The 18,649-nt window shown below is 48.1% G+C and carries 15 protein-coding genes and 1 other annotated feature; of the genes, 6 read left to right on the top strand and 9 right to left on the bottom strand.

What is annotated here, in order from left to right; all coding sequences use genetic code 11:
- Positions 1–168: 168 nt before the first annotated feature.
- From SSED_RS08650 to nikR, 3 genes are all read right to left on the bottom strand, one after another.
- Entirely contained in the window at positions 169–2,244 is a 2,076-nt protein-coding gene (locus SSED_RS08650; RefSeq protein WP_012142019.1) for an alpha/beta hydrolase family protein, read from the bottom strand.
- Between the two features lie 226 nt (positions 2,245–2,470).
- Positions 2,471–4,390, bottom strand: coding sequence for a TonB-dependent receptor plug domain-containing protein (locus SSED_RS08655; RefSeq protein ID WP_012142020.1), 1,920 nt, complete (start codon positions 4,388–4,390; stop codon positions 2,471–2,473).
- Between the two features lie 227 nt (positions 4,391–4,617).
- Positions 4,618–5,028: a nickel-responsive transcriptional regulator NikR gene (gene nikR / locus SSED_RS08660; protein ID WP_012142021.1), complete on the bottom strand. Its 411-nt coding sequence runs from the start codon at positions 5,026–5,028 to the stop codon at positions 4,618–4,620.
- 196 nt (positions 5,029–5,224) lie between these two features.
- Here nikR and SSED_RS08665 point away from each other — a divergent pair, with 196 nt between their 5' ends.
- The 6 genes from SSED_RS08665 to SSED_RS08690 all read left to right on the top strand — a co-directional run bounded on the left by SSED_RS08665 (position 5,225) and on the right by SSED_RS08690 (position 11,346).
- Positions 5,225–6,763, top strand: a complete 1,539-nt coding sequence (locus SSED_RS08665) for an ABC transporter substrate-binding protein (protein WP_012142022.1) — start codon at positions 5,225–5,227, stop codon at positions 6,761–6,763.
- A complete protein-coding gene (locus SSED_RS08670) occupies positions 6,754–7,746 on the top strand; it encodes an ABC transporter permease (RefSeq protein WP_012142023.1) in 993 nt (330 codons plus the stop codon). Before SSED_RS08665 ends, SSED_RS08670 begins: the two co-directional genes overlap by 10 nt.
- Positions 7,743–8,573 (top strand): ABC transporter permease, encoded by an 831-nt coding sequence (locus SSED_RS08675; RefSeq protein ID WP_012142024.1) that lies wholly within the window; start codon positions 7,743–7,745, stop codon positions 8,571–8,573. Before SSED_RS08670 ends, SSED_RS08675 begins: the two co-directional genes overlap by 4 nt.
- Positions 8,560–9,276 (top strand): ATP-binding cassette domain-containing protein, encoded by a 717-nt coding sequence (locus tag SSED_RS08680; protein WP_223295962.1) that lies wholly within the window; start codon positions 8,560–8,562, stop codon positions 9,274–9,276. The genes SSED_RS08675 and SSED_RS08680 overlap by 14 nt, the downstream gene beginning before the upstream one ends.
- Complete coding sequence (locus SSED_RS08685; protein ID WP_012142026.1) at positions 9,260–9,850, top strand: ATP-binding cassette domain-containing protein; 591 nt, start codon at positions 9,260–9,262, stop codon at positions 9,848–9,850. Before SSED_RS08680 ends, SSED_RS08685 begins: the two co-directional genes overlap by 17 nt.
- A 290-nt stretch (positions 9,851–10,140) precedes the next feature.
- Positions 10,141–11,346, top strand: coding sequence for a cyclic di-GMP phosphodiesterase (locus SSED_RS08690; protein WP_012142027.1), 1,206 nt, complete (start codon positions 10,141–10,143; stop codon positions 11,344–11,346).
- A gap of 90 nt (positions 11,347–11,436) precedes the next feature.
- Here the strand turns inward: SSED_RS08690 and trpA are convergent, their stop codons facing one another.
- The 6 genes from trpA to SSED_RS08720 all read right to left on the bottom strand — a co-directional run bounded on the left by trpA (position 11,437) and on the right by SSED_RS08720 (position 18,268).
- Positions 11,437–12,255 (bottom strand): tryptophan synthase subunit alpha, encoded by an 819-nt coding sequence (gene trpA / locus SSED_RS08695; RefSeq protein ID WP_012142028.1) that lies wholly within the window; start codon positions 12,253–12,255, stop codon positions 11,437–11,439.
- Complete coding sequence (trpB, locus tag SSED_RS08700) at positions 12,242–13,465, bottom strand: tryptophan synthase subunit beta (RefSeq protein ID WP_012142029.1); 1,224 nt, start codon at positions 13,463–13,465, stop codon at positions 12,242–12,244. The genes trpA and trpB overlap by 14 nt, the downstream gene beginning before the upstream one ends.
- Before the next feature lie 150 nt (positions 13,466–13,615).
- A complete protein-coding gene (gene trpCF / locus SSED_RS08705; RefSeq protein ID WP_012142030.1) occupies positions 13,616–15,049 on the bottom strand; it encodes a bifunctional indole-3-glycerol-phosphate synthase TrpC/phosphoribosylanthranilate isomerase TrpF in 1,434 nt (477 codons plus the stop codon).
- Between the two features lie 2 nt (positions 15,050–15,051).
- The gene (trpD, locus tag SSED_RS08710; RefSeq protein WP_012142031.1) at positions 15,052–16,110 is read right to left on the bottom strand and encodes an anthranilate phosphoribosyltransferase; all 1,059 of its coding nucleotides are present in this window, start codon (positions 16,108–16,110) and stop codon (positions 15,052–15,054) included.
- Positions 16,107–16,712 (bottom strand): aminodeoxychorismate/anthranilate synthase component II, encoded by a 606-nt coding sequence (locus tag SSED_RS08715; RefSeq protein ID WP_012142032.1) that lies wholly within the window; start codon positions 16,710–16,712, stop codon positions 16,107–16,109. Before SSED_RS08715 ends, trpD begins: the two co-directional genes overlap by 4 nt.
- Positions 16,709–18,268 carry an anthranilate synthase component 1 gene (locus SSED_RS08720; RefSeq protein WP_012142033.1) on the bottom strand — a complete coding sequence of 520 codons (1,560 nt, stop codon included), beginning with the start codon at positions 18,266–18,268 and terminating at the stop codon, positions 16,709–16,711. The genes SSED_RS08715 and SSED_RS08720 overlap by 4 nt, the downstream gene beginning before the upstream one ends.
- A 74-nt stretch (positions 18,269–18,342) precedes the next feature.
- Positions 18,343–18,451, bottom strand: a sequence feature (Trp leader region).
- Positions 18,452–18,649: the final 198 nt, after the last annotated feature.

Below are 18,649 nucleotides of genomic sequence, written 5' to 3' on the forward strand. Positions count from 1 at the left end.
TTTTGGGAAGTTAAAAGCATAAGTGGCATTTTGAGTTTTAGCAAGTGACCGGTAGAAGAGAAGAAAGGTCGATCTATAAATTGAACTCTATTCAATTTGTATAAAATAAAAGGCCTGATAGCGACAAAGCTATCAGGCCTATATAAACAGCTTGACTCTCTTGGGGAGTTACTCTGCGTCAGCCTTGGTTATCTGCTCTAATTTAGCCTCATGATCAAGCTTGTAGTCGGGCATCTCTTTACCATCATTTTTCAGATAGTGATCCATCCAGCGCATCAGACGCAGGTTGTAATCATACTGGGCAGCGACTTTTTTGTTACCGTGACCTTCACCCGGGTAATAGACCAGGCGTACATCTTTCCCCTGAACTTTCATGTAGCGGTAAAGCTCCATAGATTGAGCCGGATGAACGCGAGGATCATCTTTACCATGCATGATCAGTAGTGGTGTCTCTGATTGACCCGCCCAGTAGATAGGGCTGCGCTCCAGATACCATTGCCACTTGTCCCAAGGGTATGAGCGGGCATGTACTAAGTGCATCTCGTTAGAGATATCTGTGGTACCAAACTTAGACAACTGGTTGGTCACACCGACAAACATTACGCTTGCGGCGAAATGTTTGGTCAGTTTTGTTGCCGCCCATGCCGAAGCATAACCGCCGTAAGAGCCGCCTGTAATACCGACTTTCTTACTGTCTACTAACCCCATGTCGACTAAGTGATCTTTAAAGTCCACCAGATCATCAAACTCTTTACCCGCATAATCGTTTTGTCCAAGTTTAGAGTAGTCGACTCCTTTACCCGTACTGCCGCGATAATTGGGATAGAAGACGGCATAGCCTTGCGCTGCAGCCATCTGACCCGGACGTGAGTAGTTGGTGACCCAACCATCTTTGTCATGACTCTCGGGGCCGCCGTGTACCGACATGATGAGCGGGTAACGTTGACCTTCCTTATGATCTAATGGGTAGATCAACACTCCACCAATCTCCACGCCATCACGGGCCTTGAACTCAATGCTCTCTTGCTTAGCGAAGCGTTTATCGCCTAACCAGCTGTTTGAGTGAGTAAGACGAGTCTGCTTATGTTTGCTGCCACGGAGCATAAACACTTCGTTGGGATGCTCGGCTGTATTGCCTTTTAAAGTTACCGTTGCATCCGAATCTGAGATGCTCAGCTTGCCGGCGATAAACTTGCCGCCCTTAACCACCTCCTTGTATTTAGTCTTACCGGGCTTGATGGTGGCGACTACCGACTGAGTATCCACATTTGCGATTAAATACAGAGTGTTCTCATCGTTAGCCCACTCAAAATCTGCTACATGGCCCTTGAAGTCAGGCAACCAATCGGTCACTTCACCGCTTTTAACATTCCCCAGGAACAGACGTCCGGTTGCCGGGTCATGCTTATCTTCGGCGCCATGGATGGCGATATATTTACCGTCATGGGAAAACTCGGCTGCACCTAATTTCCCTTCGGTAATAAAGGTCGTCACGGTTTGTTGAGTGGCGATATTGACTATCTGCCACTTCGATTTCATGTATTTATCATCGATCAGAGCAGTTGGCTGAGTCTTGATTAACAGCGTCTCTCCCTCAGGAGACCAATGCATATCCGAGACATAATCCTCTATCTCCCACGCTATTGGCTTTAGTGGTTTGTCGGTAACGGCGAGGTCGACAACAAATAGCTGCTTGTTCTTTAAGTTCTCTTCGTAGATCTCAGCCTTAAAACCCAGCTCCTTAAGTTTCTTCTCTGATTTCTCTTTGGCTGGCATGGCCAATAACGCGATCTGCTTATTATCTTCACTTAATGAGAAGTGTCCGATATCGGTACCATCGAGAGCCATGGTTTTCAGGGCCTGACCACCATCGAATGGGATCTGGTATAGGGTGACGAATTCATCATCGCCCATCTTGGCAAGAAAATAGATCAAAGTGCCGTCTTTTGACCACTGGATCTGCTTGATATTCACTTCGCCCGTGATGTAAGGACGTTCAACGCCTTTATCGTCGACAATGTATAGCTCGCCCCAATTCAAGCCATCTTTGTCCTGATAAAGTTTTCTCGGTACCGAACGGGTAAATGCTACGCTGTCGCCGTCAGGGCTGACCTGTACCTGAGTCACCTGTTGAAGTGTTGCCAACTCTTCCGCCGTGATCGCTTCGCTTGCTGAAGCCGAAAAGCTCAGCAGACCGATTGCTACCGCTAAAGCATGTTTGGCATGTTTTATCTTGTTGTTCATGTAAATAATGACTCCGGTTATCTTTATTATTAATGTGGTCATCTTGATCTGGTCGGGCATTATAGTTTTAATCAATACAAAACGAAAACAAATCTCATACAAAGAGAGCGAATTTCGTTAATGAAACTATTTGCGGTGGATAAGAGAGGGAAGTACTAATGTATAGACTCCAAATCCTGTTACGGTATTTAGCCCTGCCGCTTACCCGGCAAGGCTTGGGGAGAGATTAAAACAGGTAACGATACTGAAGCTGTAGTGTACGAGGGGCACCCATCGATGCGATAGGGTATTCGGCGCGGTGGCCGTGCTTGAAGATACTTTGTGTCACTTCACTGTCGAAAAGGTTATCTATGGTGAATGAGACTTGTTGATTAAGATCTGATGTTAACCAGTATTGCGCACCCAGACTCGCGATAACGTAGTCGCCTGCGGTTAGCCCGTAATCCAGGAATTTACCGACATACTTTCCGCTGAGCCAGAAGTTAAGTTCATCTGAAGTGTGATAATTGAGCATACTAAATCCGGTGAACTCCGGTACGCGTGAGATCTGCTCACCCGTATCCTGTCGCTCGGCATTGGCATAACCCGCACTAAGCTCAAACTCCAGAGCTTCAGTCAAGTCAGTGACAAGATGAAAATCTGCGCCGAAGCTGGTGACGTCTCCTGCCACATTATTGTATTGCCAAACCGCATTACCGAGATCGGTCGCTTCAATCAGGTTATCGATATTTCGCCAGAAAGCATCGAAAGTGATATTTGCCTCTCCCTGAAAGGTGACACCCAGATTAATGTTTTGACTCGTTTCAGATTCAAGATCAGGATTACCTAAGGTGCCGACTTGAGATTGTGACTCTTCAGCCGTGGGTTGACGGTATCCATTGGCTATAGAGCCCCTAAGCTGCCACTTTTGGTTCAACAGATGGGTAATTCCTAATGAGCCAACCCAGTGTTGGTCGCTGTCTGAAATACGGTTGAATCTTGCACTCAGTGAGAGAGCCGTATCGGGCAGAGCATTAAATGTGGGCTGGTATTGGACAAATGCAGCATAGTTGTCATCTTTTACTGCGACAAACTCCATCACTTCATCGGCGCCATCATACTGCTGAAACTCGACACCGGTGAGGAGCTGCGATCCGGTATCGGTAAGGTAATTTGCCGATATTGTCGCACCTATATCGGTAAATCCCCAGTAGGAGTTCCAGTAAGCTATTTCTGTATTACCTTGTTTATCTTTCGTTATCTCACTGTAATGTGAGTCCCACTCTTGATAATGAACCTTGGTTTGTAGCAGTAGTTGCTCACTGGCTTGATATTGCCAGTCGAGGTAGGAGAGTTGCTGCTCTCTATCGTTCTCGCTTAAGATTGCATTGTAAGCGAGCGGGCGTTCGAGCTTTCCCTTGTTTAGCTGAGTAAATATGCTGACACTATGGCTTTTATTGGGTTGCCAACGGAGCTTGCCACTGAAGTTATTCATCTGGTAGCCACGCTCTTTATCTAAAGCGGCCGTCGGTGAGTACTCTTCATCTGGCCAGAGTTGGTATCCTTCAGATTGGCTGCTGCTGGCGCTTAGCGTGTATTGAAAGTCACCCACCTCGGCATTGACGAAGGCTCCGGCATCATAGCTTGGCAGTGAATCGGCAGATAGGGATACCTCTCCCTGATCATGGCCTTGGTATTGCTTGGTTATTATATTGATAACCCCGGCTATGGCGTCGGATCCATAGATAGCACCTTGTCCCCCTTTGATCACCTCAATACGCTCGATCATCATGGGGTTTATCGTGTCTGTATAGGTTGAGCCATAGAGACGGTTATTTAGCCTGTTACCATCAATCAGCCAGAGAATATCTTTCGGACGGCTGCCCTGAAGAGAGTAATCGGTATCGGTGTGACGACCCGCGCGACCATTAGCAAAAAGCCCCGGTACAAACTGAGTTAAAATCTTATTAATGTCTACACTACCGGCTTGAACAATCATCTCCTGACTTATAATGGTAACGTCGCTACCAAGAGCGACATTGTTATAAGTTCCTTCCGTTTGATATTCAATTCCATGAACCGATATTTTTTCAATTTTATCATCGGCAATAACATAGTTAGATAATAAGAGTAGAGTTATTGCATAACTTATTTTTAATTTAGACATTATAATCCCTTTAATCTGTTTGTACGTTAGATACTGCTGGGTAGTATTTTTTTTTGCGGAATTATAAATACTTGGATAGTTTAAAAATTGCGCCAGATCATTATTGCATCGTTTGATGTGAAAAAAATTATAAAAGTATTACTGGTGATATGTGCTTTATTGAAAAGGCGATACTATATAAATAAGTACCGCCTTCATGATGAATCTATTCAGATAATCCTAGCGACTTACACAATCCCGGCTCGGCTTAGGCGAGCGACTTTCACTCCCTTAAGCGCAGAAATTTGGTTAACCAATAAGTTGACCTCGGATGCTTGGCCCTTGATGATGATGGTTTCTAAACAGTTATGATGGTCCACATGCACATGTGTACTGCAAAGCACATGCACCAGGTGATTATGCTGGATCTCTATGAGCTTTTCTGACAGTCCGCGTTGGTGGTGATCGAACACTAATGTGAGTACACCAACCACATCTTCCTTGCTGTTATTCCACTGTTTATCGACAATACGGTCCCTGAATAGATCCCGGATGTACTCAGAACGAGACTGGTAACCACGCTCTTGTTGATCTAACTCAATCTCTTTAAAGAGTGACTCTGGCAGGGATACGGTAAAGCGGATAGTTTCGTCGGACATAATCGATAGATACTTAAATGCTAATGTAACGCTAGTATCCTATACATATTGTACCAATGCATTAATTGAACTGTGATCTCTGTCAAGTATGCTTATTTTATCTTGATAAATAAGTCGTTAAGGGGAGTTGAATAGTTGTAGTATTACGAATCTAAAAGTAGTATTACTCATCGTTTTTCAGAGGTGAGCATCATAGGTGAGAACATTATTTGTTATTATCGGTCTGTTTTGTATTTCAGTTTTTGTTAATTCAGCAAATGCTCAGCCTAATACATTAACCATAGCTTTAGGTGCCGAACCAGATAGTGGCTTCGATCCTGTTTATGGTTGGGGTAAGTATAATAACCCTCTATTTCAGTCATCGTTAATAAAACGAGATGATAAATTAAAATTAACTCCGGACTTGGCTTTATCCTGGGTTTTATCTAAAGACAAACTCACTTGGGATTTAAATCTAAGAGATGGAGTGTTATTTAGTGATGGAACTCAGTTAACGGCTGAAGATATTAAGTTTACATTCGACACTGCTAAAGCTGCTGCAAGTGTTCATGACTTAACTAACTTGTCAAAAGTAATTATTACCTCCAATAATTCATTGTCATTTAAATTAAAAAAGCCAGATATAAACTTTATCGACAACTTTATTAACCTCGCGATCGTTCCCGCACACTCTTATAATTCAGGTTATGGTCAAATGCCTACCGGCAGTGGGCCATTTAAGCTGGTACGTTGGGATAAGGGGCAACAGTTAATTGTTAAAGTTAATCCATATTACTACGGCCAGAAACCATTTTTTGAAAAACTGATCATAGTGTTCAGCGATGAGGAGAGCCGCTATTCGCGCTTAGTTACCGGCCAACTGGACTTGGCGGCCATAGCGCCGCGCTACGCACAGGCTTTACCTGCCGGTTTTAAACTCTGGAGTATCGAGTCGGTTGACAATCGTGGGATCTCCTGGCCCATGCCGGGTGTACAAAGTGACGATATCGGCAATGATGTCACATCTCAATTAGTGATACGTCAGGCGATAGATAGGGTGATAGATCGTGATGTACTCGTGAACCAGTTACTCGATGGCCACGCCACGGCGGCATATTCTATTGCCGACGGCTTGCCCTGGGGCCCGGTTGAGACTCCCCTACAGGTGTCTTCCGACAAGCAGTTGTCTGAAGCGTTAGCGCTGCTGGATAAATCGGGTTGGAAGCTTGTCGATGGCACACGTCAAAAACAGGGTCTTAGGGCGAGCATGACACTCTACTACCTTGCCGGCGACAGTATCCGTGAGCAGCTGGCCTTAACTGTTGCGCAGATGGTGAAGCCTTTAGGTATTGAGATACATCCGAGGGGGGAAAGCTGGGAGAATATCTATAAGCATATGCATAACCAACCTGTGTTGTTTGGCTTCGGTAGCCATTCGGCCAGTGAAGTGAGGTTTGTGCATCACAGCCAATATCGGGGCCGGGACTATTACAATGCAGGTTATTACATTAATGCTGAGTTAGATGCTGTGCTCGACAGTGCGCAGCATGCGGCTTCATGGGAGGAGTCACTGCCATACTGGAGGCACGCTCAGGCATTGATACGTCAGGATCTTCCCTGGACCTGGCTGGTTAATCTTAGGCATCTCTACGCAGCAAATCGCTGCCTCGATCTCGCCGAGCCGGGAGTCGAACCCCATGGGCATGGTTGGCCTTTAGCCAATAACATCAGCAAGTGGCGCTGGACATGCCAGTAAGCTCCCCATTTTCCAGTAAGCTCCCCTCTTTGGTGGCGGCAGGCTTAAGACTGGCATTGCAGCTGATCTTAGTCGTTCTCTTAGCTTATCTGTTGCTTGCCTGGTCACCGCTGGATCCTATAAATAGTTATTTGAATGGCAATCTTTTTGGAATTTCAGTCGAGCAGAAATCGGCGTTGATCTCCTCCTTAGGCCTTGACCAATCGGTGGCTCAACGCATGTGGCACTGGGTGTGTGAGCTAGCCCAGGGAAACTTGGGATTTTCACCTCTCTATCAGCAGAGTGTGTTTGACATTATTAAAGAACGTCTTCCTATCTCCTTGCTGCTTATTGGCCTGAGTTGGCTTTGCTCTCTGATTTTTGGCTATGGTTTAGGTCTGTTGGCTGGAGTCTATCAGGGGCGCTGGCTCGATAAATTTATCCGTAATTTTGCCTGGTTAGTGGCGTGTATTCCCTCATTTTGGTTAGGCATGTTATTGATCAGTCTGTTTTCCGTGGCATTGAGGTTGACGCCTGTGTGCTGCTCGGCGCCGCTTGGGATGCAGTTTAATGAGCAAAACCTGTTGAGTATGGCGTATCATCTCTTACTTCCGGTACTGACCTTAGCTTTGGTGCATATGGCACCAATTGTGCTGCATACCCGGGAAAAGGTGATCGATGTGCTCGATAGTGATTTTGTCGAGTATTCACGACTTCATGGAGACAGCAAAGCCTCAGTTATAGGCTATCACGTGATTAAAAATAGCTTATTGCCTGCTGTGGTCCTACATTTTGCCAGTTTTGCCGAGTTATTCGGTGGCTCGATTCTGGCTGAGACGGTGTTTAATTTTCCCGGATTGGGTGCAACCTTGGTAAAAGCCGGACTGGCAAATGACACGGCGTTGCTGATGGGCTGTACCTTAATATCGGCGGTTTTAGTCTTCGTTGGGAACCTGGTCGCCAACGGCCTATCTAAGTCTCTGTTGGCCGGAGAGCAAAGATGAAAAAAGTCTTTACTCAGCCAACAGTGCTTGGACTGTCACTGTGCCTGTTTGCCTTATTGCTTTTGGCGGTTTTTTGGCCATCATCGGGCTCAGAACTCTCCTTGCTTGATAAAAATTTGCCACCGTCCCTCAATCACCTGTTTGGTACCGATTGGCTGGGCCGGGATCTCTTCAGTCGTAGTCTCAAGGCTTTGCTGGCCAGCTTCTATACCGGAGGGCTCGCCGTGGCGTTAAGTTGTTCTATCGCCTTGTTGTTAGCCATGTTTGCTCAGGTCAACTGCGCCGCTCGTTGGTGTGTAGATCTGCTGGTGGATGTGTTTATGTCTCTGCCTCATCTCTTGTTGCTTATTCTTCTGGCGTTAGTCTTCGGCGGGGCTGAGCACGGATTGATTATGGCCATAGCCTTGAGCCACTGGCCCAGGCTGACAAGGCTGCTGCGTTTCGAGATGCAGGCTGTCGCTAATGCCCCCTATTTTCAGTTGGCGAAACAGTTCGGTCAATCCCCGCTGACAGCGATAAGGCGTCACATGTTGCCTCATGTTATCCCACAGTGGTTAGTGGGGGGGATGTTATTGTTTCCCCATGCACTAACCCATATGGCGGCGCTGACCTTCTTAGGATTTGGTCTGGATCCGGTAAACCCTTCTATGGGAGCATTGCTATCCCAAGCCAGTCAATATCTGTTGACGGGACATTGGTGGTTAGCCTTATGTCCGGGAGGATTACTGTTAATCTGCCTGCTTATCTTGTCTTATATCGCCAACGCGTTAATTACAGCGTTGCGCCGAGGTCCTCAAACCCATGTGTCCGGAGGTGAGTTTGCTTAAGGTTAATGAGTTATCGATTCAATCAGAAGAGGTTAATCTGCTGGCACCACTGAGTTTCGAGTTAACAGCGGGTCAATTAACCGGAGTTATTGGCGCCAGTGGCAGTGGTAAAAGTCTGTTGGCGCAAGCCTTGCTCGGGAGTGTCCCTCGCGGTTTCACACTTTCGGGAGAGGTCAGTTTACCCCAAGACCAACGGGTCGCCCTGTCGGCGCAGTCGGCAAGTGTACTGGATCCTTTGCGTACGGTTATTTCACAGTTAAAGAGGCGTGTATCCCCGGGGGCGGGTAAGAGAACTTCTCAGCTACAGAGGGTGAATATTAGCCGGAAGATCGCCGCCTGTTACCCCCATCAACTCTCCGGTGGGATGGCTAAAAAAGCGCTATTGGCCCAAGCGACCTGGCAGCAGACTGATTTTGTTGTTGCCGATGAGCCATGTTGTGGGTTAGATACTTCCAGCGCCACTGAGCTATATCGGTATCTGGCAAAGCTTGCAGCACAAGAGCGCCGGGGGGTACTGGTTATCAGCCACAACCTTAAGCACTTGTTGACGGTGGCCGATGATATTTTAGTGTTAAAAGAGGGGCAACTGGTCGAGAAAACGACCCCGGAGAAGATACTCAAGGGACTGTGTGCACCTTATACTTATGCGCTTTGGCAGGCCATACCCGGTAACTGGGGGAGGACAGATGCTGCAGTTGCGTAATGCCGGTTTAGATTACGGTAACACTCATATTAGTTTTCCCGACCTTACTCTTGAGCCGGGGCAAAGGTTGGGATTATTTGGTCCCAGTGGTCTGGGAAAATCTTCGCTTGCTAAGGTGCTTGCAGGTATTGAGCCTTTGAGCCAGGGCGAATTAACCCTGCCTGGTTTTGCTCAAGGGAGCGCTAATCCGGTGCAGTGGGTTATTCAGCAGAGTGAGTTCGCTTTCAATCCTCGTTTATCGATTAGGCAATCCTTGCGAGAGAGTTGGAGAAATGATGATTTTATGGGAGTGCTCGACCGTTATGGGGTCGATCCCCTGTGGCTGAACAGACGCCCTTTACAGGTATCCGGTGGACAACTACAACGGGTTAATCTGGTCAGAGCTATAATTCCTTCGACCGAGTATTTGATCTGCGATGAGATAACGGCGCATCTGGACATGATCACTCAACAACAGATCTGGCTGGCTTTGGGTGAGGAGGCCGGTCAACGCAGACTGGGCTTGCTGGTTATTTCTCACGATGAAGAGCTACTTAATCTGGTCTGTGATGACGTGCTCAATTGGACTGGATAACCAGAGTTCTGAATCATAGTGACAGTGTCAATCAATGTCATGATTGGCACTGTCTTCGACACTACTTGCTTCCACGACATCTTTCCATGACCTCCTTCAAAGGGAAAACCAATATCGCCCGGAGGCAATGAGTGCAGCTTATTATCGAGCAAGTTCTCAAATTTTGATTGTTCTGAAGCCGAATACTTGAGTTTTGATGGTTTTTTGAACCATACTCATATGGACTGATCCCTTTATTTTGGTTTTGTTTGAGGTTGGGCAATGATGATGGTGAAATGGAGTTTCTATTTATGATTGTTGAACAGGATATCTCTAAAGTCCGTGTTGGCATGTATGTCTTGGATATTACCTACCCGAAAGGAAAATTTCATCTGGTTAAGGCGCATTGGCTCGAGAGTGAAGGCATTATCGATGGATTGAAAAGAAAAGGGATTGAAAAAGTCCTTATCGATACCAGTAAGACCAAGGTGGTTGCCAAAATAGATAAAGCGAGCAGTGCTCCCCATCAGGGTAAAATATTCAGACATAAATCCAGTTGGTCAGATAAACGTTTTCAGCAAGAGGTGGTTAAGGCCAAGCGCGTTTTCGACAAGTCTAAAGATATTCAAAAAAAACTGTTTCACGATGCTAAAAATGGTTGTCCTCTGGATTTAGGGCCTGTGAGTGATATCACCGATGAGTCTATCGATCTTATCTTCGAAAATCCGGATGCGCTTGCCTGTGTCATCAATATTCGTCATAAAGATGAATATCTGCTCGAGCACTCTGTCGCGGTATCTGTGTTGATCACCATCTTTGCTTTTTATCTGAAGATTGAAAAGGAGATGGTGAGGAAGTTGGCGGTGGGGGGCTTTTTACATGATGTCGGAAAAATCATGATCCCCGATGACATCTTAAATAAGCCCGGAAAACTGACCGACGATGAATTTGAAGTGATGAAGTCTCATGCCCAACACTCTATCGATACCATCGAAAGAACGCCGGATATCGACGACCTGAGCCTGGAGGTTGCCAGGCTTCATCATGAAAAGCTCAATGGTAAAGGCTACCCTAATGGCGTCTCGGCGGATGATATTTCAAAATATGGCCGTATGATCTCTATCTGCGATATTTTCGATGCCCTGACCTCGAACCGTTGTTATAAGCAGGGGTATCCTCAGGTGAAGGCATTTAACATCTTACGGGCGCTGGCAAAAAACAATGAACTGGATGACAAGTTGGTCGATCTCTTTATCAAGTGTATGGGGGTTTATCCGGTGGGGGCATTGGTGGAGTTAGACTCAAACAGACTGGCAATAGTCGAGAGCCATAACCTCGAAGACCCCATTCGCCCGAGAGTAAAACCATTTTATACCCTGCACCCGAACCATTTTGAAGTCGATAACGATATCGACCTGGCCTCGACGACAGATGAGTTGATCGTAAAATGTGTCACGGCCGATGATTACGATCTCGATATGGATCAGATTATTGAATATCTGGCTAAAGAGGGGTAATACCAATCGGTATAAATGCAACGATCAACGCTTAGAAGAAAAATAGCGCCCGAAGGCGCTATTTTTTATTGCCGAAACATCAATGTGAGTTTATGTCGCAGCTTTCATATCACGGGTAAACTCGCCAAGTTTGGCTAAGAGAATCGTTTCGTTAGCTTTATTTGCATCGATGATTTTTACTACGGCAGAGCCTGATATTGCCCCAGCGGCGCCAGCCTGTATGGCAGCCTTGACCTGAGAAGGCTCGGCAATACCAAAACCAAGCAGTGGCGGCGCACCATCAAACTCTTTTAAGCGATTCAGAATATCACCGATGGGCATGCCTGCCTTTGATTCGGTGCCGGTAACGCCTGCACGGGACAAGAGGTAGGTGTAACCAGCCCCTTTTTCACTGACAAGCTTAAGGGTTTCGCTGTCGGCATTGGGTGGTGCGATAAAGATAGGTGCGATGTCATGTTTCTTGGCCGACAGGATAAATGGTTCGGCCTCCTCGACGGGCACGTCGGCAATCAATACCGAATCGACGCCAGCAGCATTGGCCTTAGCATAAAAGGTATCCACACCGTTGGCGTACACTAAGTTGGCGTATAACAGCAGGCCAATGGGGAGCTCCGGGTATTTAGCGCGAATGGCACTAAGCATCTCGAAGCATTGCGTCGGAGTGGTGCCTGCATCGAGTGCGCGTAGATTCGCGCCCTGAATGACGGGGCCATCGGCTAAAGGGTCTGAAAACGGGAAGCCCAGTTCGAGCGCATCTGCGCCGTTTTCCACTAAGGTGTCGATAATTTTCAGTGACAGTTCAGGGCCTGGATCGCCTAAGGTGACAAAGGGGACAAATGCGCCCTGGTTTTTAGCTTTCAGTGCGGCAAATGTTGCCTGATAACGGCCTGCTTGTTTAGATTCGGTCATCGCCACTCTCCTCTGCTTTTTGTTGCGCTTGCTCGCGTTCCTTTAAAATATCAGCGACGGTAAAGATATCTTTATCGCCACGGCCCGATAGGTTAACCACAAGTAAGGTCTCTTTCGTCGCAGTTTTTGCCAGCTTGATGGCATAGGCCAAAGCATGGGCCGACTCAAGCGCCGGAATGATCCCTTCGCTGCGTGCCAGTAGCTGGAATGCTTCCAGTGCTTCCTCATCGGTCGCCGACTCGTAGGTCGCGCGGCCGGTAGCAGCAAGGTGTGCATGCTGTGGGCCAACCGAAGGAAAATCCAGGCCGGCAGATATCGAGTAGGACTCTTCGATCTGCCCTTCGCTGTCTTGCATCAGGGGCGCTTTCATACCGAAAAATATCCCGGTCTTACCGTGTTTAAGTGGCGCGCCATGCATAGGAGTATCGATACCGAGTCCCGCGGGTTCGACACCGATAAGCTTAACCGACTCCTCCTCGATAAAGTCTGCAAACATGCCGATAGCGTTCGAGCCGCCACCAACACAGGCGATCACCGCGTCGGGTAATCTACCTTCACGCTCTAAAATCTGCCTCTTGGTCTCTTCACCTATCATGCGTTGAAACTCTCGTACGATAGTCGGGAACGGGTGAGGACCTGCAGCCGTGCCTAACAGGTAATGGGCTTTATCGTAGCTGCCGGACCAGTCACGCATCGCTTCATTACAGGCATCTTTTAACGTAGCAGACCCTGAGGTGACAGGGATCACTTCGGCGCCCATCAGTTTCATTCTAAATACGTTGGGTGACTGACGCTCGACATCTTTAGCGCCCATATAGACTTTACATTTAAGATCTAAAAGTGCACAGGCGAGGGCAGTGGCGACACCGTGTTGCCCGGCGCCGGTTTCGGCAATGATCTCTTTCTTACCCATACGTTTCGCAAGCAGAGCCTGACCTAAAACCTGGTTGGTTTTGTGCGCTCCGCCATGAAGCAAGTCTTCGCGTTTAAGGTAGATCTTTACCAGAGGATTCGGGCTTAAGTTACGTGTCAGCGTCAGTGCTGTTGGGCGGCCTGCATAATTTTTTAGCAGATCATTAAACTCAGCTTTAAACGCTTCATCCTCTTGAGCCTCGACGAAAGCGGTCTCGAGTTGCTTGAGGGCCGGCATAAGGATCTGCGGGACATACATGCCGCCATATTCGCCGAAGTAGGGGTCGAGCTTGGTCATAATATAATTCCTAATTTCGGTTCAAAATACCTCTGGTTATTGGACTCGACCTTGATGTCGAGTCCAATTCCTTGAGCTAATGTTGACCATAATTTCTAAAGTTAATAATTCTGTTTAAAATTCTATTTTTGATATTAGTACTGTCTGATGTTAATACTGTCTCAGAGCACTAAACGCTGTCGCTATTTTTTCGTGATCTTTAATGCCCGGTGCGCTTTCAAGGCCTGAGTTAAAGTCCAGTCCATAAAAGCCTTGTTGGCTCGCCTCCAGGGCAAGCTCCGCAGTCAAACCTCCGGCCAACATGGCCGCTTGCTTATTCGGTAGTGCCTGCTGCCAGTTGAAGGTCAGGCCGGTGCCGCCAAACTGAGATGTACCGGATCTGCTGCTCTTACTATCGAACAACACCCGGTCCACGTTCGCTGGCACCGTGATTTCACTCTGGCTCTCAACATCGGCATTGACGGCGACAGCCTTCCAGAGCTGTGCATTACAGTTCATGGTATTCAGGGCTGCCCTGACCTGATCAATTTCATACTCAGATTCCTTGCCATGGAGTTGTACGGCAAAGAGATTGAGCTGGCTTGCGGTCTTGGCGATGATTTGTGGCTCTTCATTAACGAAGACACCAACGAAATTAAGCCCGGGCCCGGTGGCTCTGTGGTGCTCGAGGAGCTCGGTGGCGCGCTCAAGGCTAATGCTACGGGGAGATTTAGGGTAAAAGATTAAACCGCCATAGACAGCCCCCGAGTTTGCAACGGCTTGAATATCTTCGCTACGCGTCAGACCACACACTTTATTATGGCCCAGGGTGAGGGTGCGGCAGGCAAGATCCAGATCGTCTTCGGCCATTAAGGAGCTGCCCACTAAGAAACCATCGACCAGAGGACTTAAACGGCGTACCTGTGCCTGGTTGTATATGCCAGACTCGCTAATGACGACTCTGTCGGCAGGGATGTGGGGCGCCAGTGCTTCGGTTGTAGACAAGTCTGTTGAAAGGTCGCGCAAATTTCTGTTGTTAATGCCGATTATCGCCGCATTCAGTGCGATGGCGCGTTCAAGCTCCTGCTCGTTACTCACCTCGGTGAGCATATCGAGCTGGTATTTTTCGGCTTCATTGGCCAATAAGCGATATTGCTCGTCATCGAGTACTGAGAGCATCAACAAGATGGCATCGGCGCCCTGATGAGCGGCGAGCTTAACCTGATAGGTATCGATGAAGAAGTCTTTACACAAGATAGGCTGTTTAACCCGGGCGCGTACCTTAGGGATATAATCCATATCACCCTGAAAAAATTGCTCATCGGTAAGGACCGAGATCCCGGCGGCATATTCGTTGTAGACATCCGCTATCGCTTCGACGTCGAACTGTTCACGAATGAGTCCCTTAGAAGGGCTGGCCTTCTTACACTCGAAAATAAACCCGGCATTGGGGGCTTTGAGAGCTTCATAAAGACTGCGGTCGGAGATCTTAGGCTCGAGCATCGCTTCCGGAAAACGTAATTTCAGTGCTTCCATGTGCGCCGCTTTGGTATCGACTATTTTGGTTAACACGTTACTCTCTTTTGGTGTGGATGAACTGCTCACGCTTATGCTCCGACTTTTGCTTGGTTAGCGCTTGCACTGGCAAGCCGCTCAAGAAGTGTATAGGCCTTGGTGCTGGCTAACGTCTCTAGTGCCAGTGCTGTACCCGACTCGACGCTATCACACACGCCTGAAATGTACAGGGCGCAACCTGCATTAACCGCGACCGCGTTGGTATGCGCCGTCCGGCCTTGGCCCTGTAAGATAGCGCGGGTGAACTCGGCATTCTCTTCGGGCGAGCCGCCCTCTAACTCTTTCAGGTTTGCCCTGGGTACGCCCAGCACCTCAGGGGTTAGGGTGTATTGTTTGAGCTCGCCGTCTGTGAGCTCACAGACTGAAGTATTGCCATGGACAGCGACTTCGTCCAGTCCGCTACCATGAACGACCATCGCGCGCTTCATCCCCAGTGCTTTGAGTACTTCAGCTATCGGTTGAACCAACTCTTCGCTGTAAACGCCGAGCAGGATGTAGTCCGGGTGAGAGGGGTTGATGAGTGGCCCCAGGACATTGAACAGGGTGCGGGTCTTGAGCGCCTGTCTGACGGGAACTGCGTGGCGAACCCCGCCGTGATAGTGTGGAGCAAACAGGAAACAGAGCCCCAATTCATCTAAGCAATCCCGGGCGGTCTCCGGCGCCATGGTAAGGTCGATACCAAATTGCGCCAGCAGATCCGATGAGCCTGATTTGCTCGATACACTGCGATTGCCATGCTTAGCCACCTTAGCCCCGGACGCTGCAGCAACGAAGGCCGCCGTTGTGGAGATATTGATGGTGTTGTGGCCATCGCCGCCGGTACCGACAATATCGACGATTCCCTGTTTTCGAGTCGCATCACTGGGAGTTGGGAATGCCTTTGCCGCCGATATAAGCGCATCTGCAGCGCCGGATATCTCATCTATGGTTTCGCCGCGCATCTTCATGGCGACTAACATGCCTGCCATTGCCGCTTCGCTCATCTCACCGTTAATGATGCAGCTGAACAGTTGCTTGGCTTTGCTGCGTGAGACACTCTCACCTCGATACAATTTGTCGATAAGTGGTTGTAGATCTGTGCTGTCGCTCATGCGCCTGCTCCCTCTTTTACTTCAGTGCTGGTTAGATAATTAAGCGTTTGGATCAGCAGCTGGCTGCCAAGGGTGGTGAGTATCGATTCCGGATGGAACTGAAAGCCGACGGCTTTGTATTGTCGATGTGAAATAGCCATAGGCATATTTTCCGTTGTCGCGATAACATCGAGGCTGTCTGGAACCTGAGTCGCGACCAGGCTGTGGTATCGAGCGACGGGGAGCGGAGATGGCAGGTCGTGGAATATCCCCTCTTGTTTATGATAAGTTGGGCTGGCTTTACCATGCACAACCTGTGGCGCGCGTTCGACCTTGCCACCGAAATGTTCAATCATCGCCTGGTGGCCCAGGCAGATACCTAACATAGGGACCTTGCCCGCAACTTTAGCTATCAGCTCCATCAGGCAACCGGCTTCATGTGGGGCTCCCGGCCCGGGTGAAAGCACGAGTGCAGCATTATCTGTTTCGCTGAGAATTTTGCCTGCAATAAAATCGGCATCGACATCGTTGCGGTAGATGACAACCTCAAAGCCCAGGCTTCTGAATTGGTCGACCAGGTTATAGGTGAACGAGTCGAAGTTATCGAGTAGGTACAGTTTCATTGTCCGCCTCCTAGTTTGATTGCTGATATGACGGCCTGCGCTTTTTGGCGAGTTTCATCGGCTTCGGCTTGTGGATCTGAATCAAATACGACGCCTGCACCTGCCTGAATGTAGGCGGTACCATCTTTGACAAATGCAGAGCGAATGACGATACAGGTATCCATATCTCCGAGGCCATTAAGGTAGCCTACCGCTCCGCCATAGCTGCCACGGCGAGTTTTTTCGGCGACGCGGATCAACTGGGCTGCACTGACCTTTGGTGCTCCGGTCAGTGTGCCCATGTTCATGCAGGCCTGGTACGCGTGCAGCGCATCGAGATCGTCTCGAAGTTGGCCGGTAACGCGACTGACTAAATGCATGACATGTGAGTAACGGTCGACCTTTAACAGCTCAGCCACTTTTCGCGAGCCACTTTGACTGATCCGAGCCACATCATTACGCGCTAGGTCGACCAACATGAGGTGTTCCGATAACTCTTTTTTGTCCAGGCGAAGCTCTAACTCTATTCGGCTATCCAGATCGAAATCTATCTCACCATCGGCCGATTTTCCACGCTTGCGGGTCCCGGCAATGGGGTAGATCTCGACTTGATTGGTGTGAGCCTCATATTTGAGTGCGCTTTCAGGAGAAGCCCCAAACAGGGTGAAGTCTTCGCCTCTGAAATAGAACATATAGGGGCTTGGATTGGTCTGCCTAAGCGCGCGATATGCTCCTAATGTACTTGGGCAGGGCAGGCTAAAGCTGCGCGATGGAACCACCTGAAAGATGTCCCCGGCGACAATATGTGATTTCAGTTCATTAACCGTTGCTTTAAATGAGTCATCGCTGATGTTGACCTGAGTCTGTACATCCAGTGTGACTAACTCATCAACCTTAGTCTCTTGAACTGACATCGTTTGCAGTAATTGGACTCTCTGTTCCAGCACCGCGGAATATGGTGAAGAGGGGAGCTTTTCAACGGTGCTAAATTGATGAGTGACTATATCGGCTTGTTGCTCTTGGTGATCGATTAAAATTAGCGTTTCAGCGAGATAAAACAGGTAATCGGGGCATGTGTTATCACCTTGAGGAACCTGGGGAAGCGGCTCTACGGTATCGATGAGGTCATAAGCCAGCACACCACCTAAGAATAGGTCCTCAAAGGCTGGAGAGTCGCCGCAATCTATCTCCTTGATTAATGCCCTGAGACCATCGAGAGGGGAGGTGGATTTTAGTCTGGCATCTTCATCGAGTTGAGCGACCTCTTTTTTCAGGGTGAGCGTCAATATGCCAGCCTCTAAGTTCGAGTCTGCCTCATGGAAGAAGTGTTGAATGCCAGAGAGAAGATCGTGACCATTTTCGCTCAAGGCGGTGAAGGTCAGTCGATAACTATCGCAACGGATCATCATGGCTGCATGTGTCATCACAATGCTTTTAAGATGGTCTTTGCTATCTATCTCTGCCGATTCGAGCAGCATTGTGTGTGGTGCGTCTTGGGTAAGATGCTGATACAAGCGGAGAGGATCGGCATGATAGGTGATCCTCTCTTTACTCGTCTTTACTTGAGCTATCTTCATCTGGTCTCTCGCTTCTTAATCGTTTTTTATCGCATTAGAGGCTGCTTAGCTAATCTTGGTACTGAATTTCATGTACAAAAAAGCCCGCATTCTATGCGGGCTTCTTGTTGAATCTTGTCTCTTTTACATGAGCACAGAGTTTCACACCACCCGCTAAGTTGGGAAGTGCCACCACCAATTAATGTTTTGTGCTTGTGAAAATGTGTTCATTCGAACCCTTCAATAAAATCATGTAGAAAGTAGTACTTAAAGACACCAATTGTCTCTAAGTGGTTATATAAAAGCATTTGCGGGTGAACCCTGTCAATTGAATATTGTTAATTTTGGCAATTTTGATAAAAATTAGCTTTATTCCTTCGGTTTCTAGCGTATGTAACAAGG

This window comes from Shewanella sediminis HAW-EB3 (genome assembly GCF_000018025.1).
GTDB lineage: Bacteria > Pseudomonadota > Gammaproteobacteria > Enterobacterales > Shewanellaceae > Shewanella > Shewanella sediminis.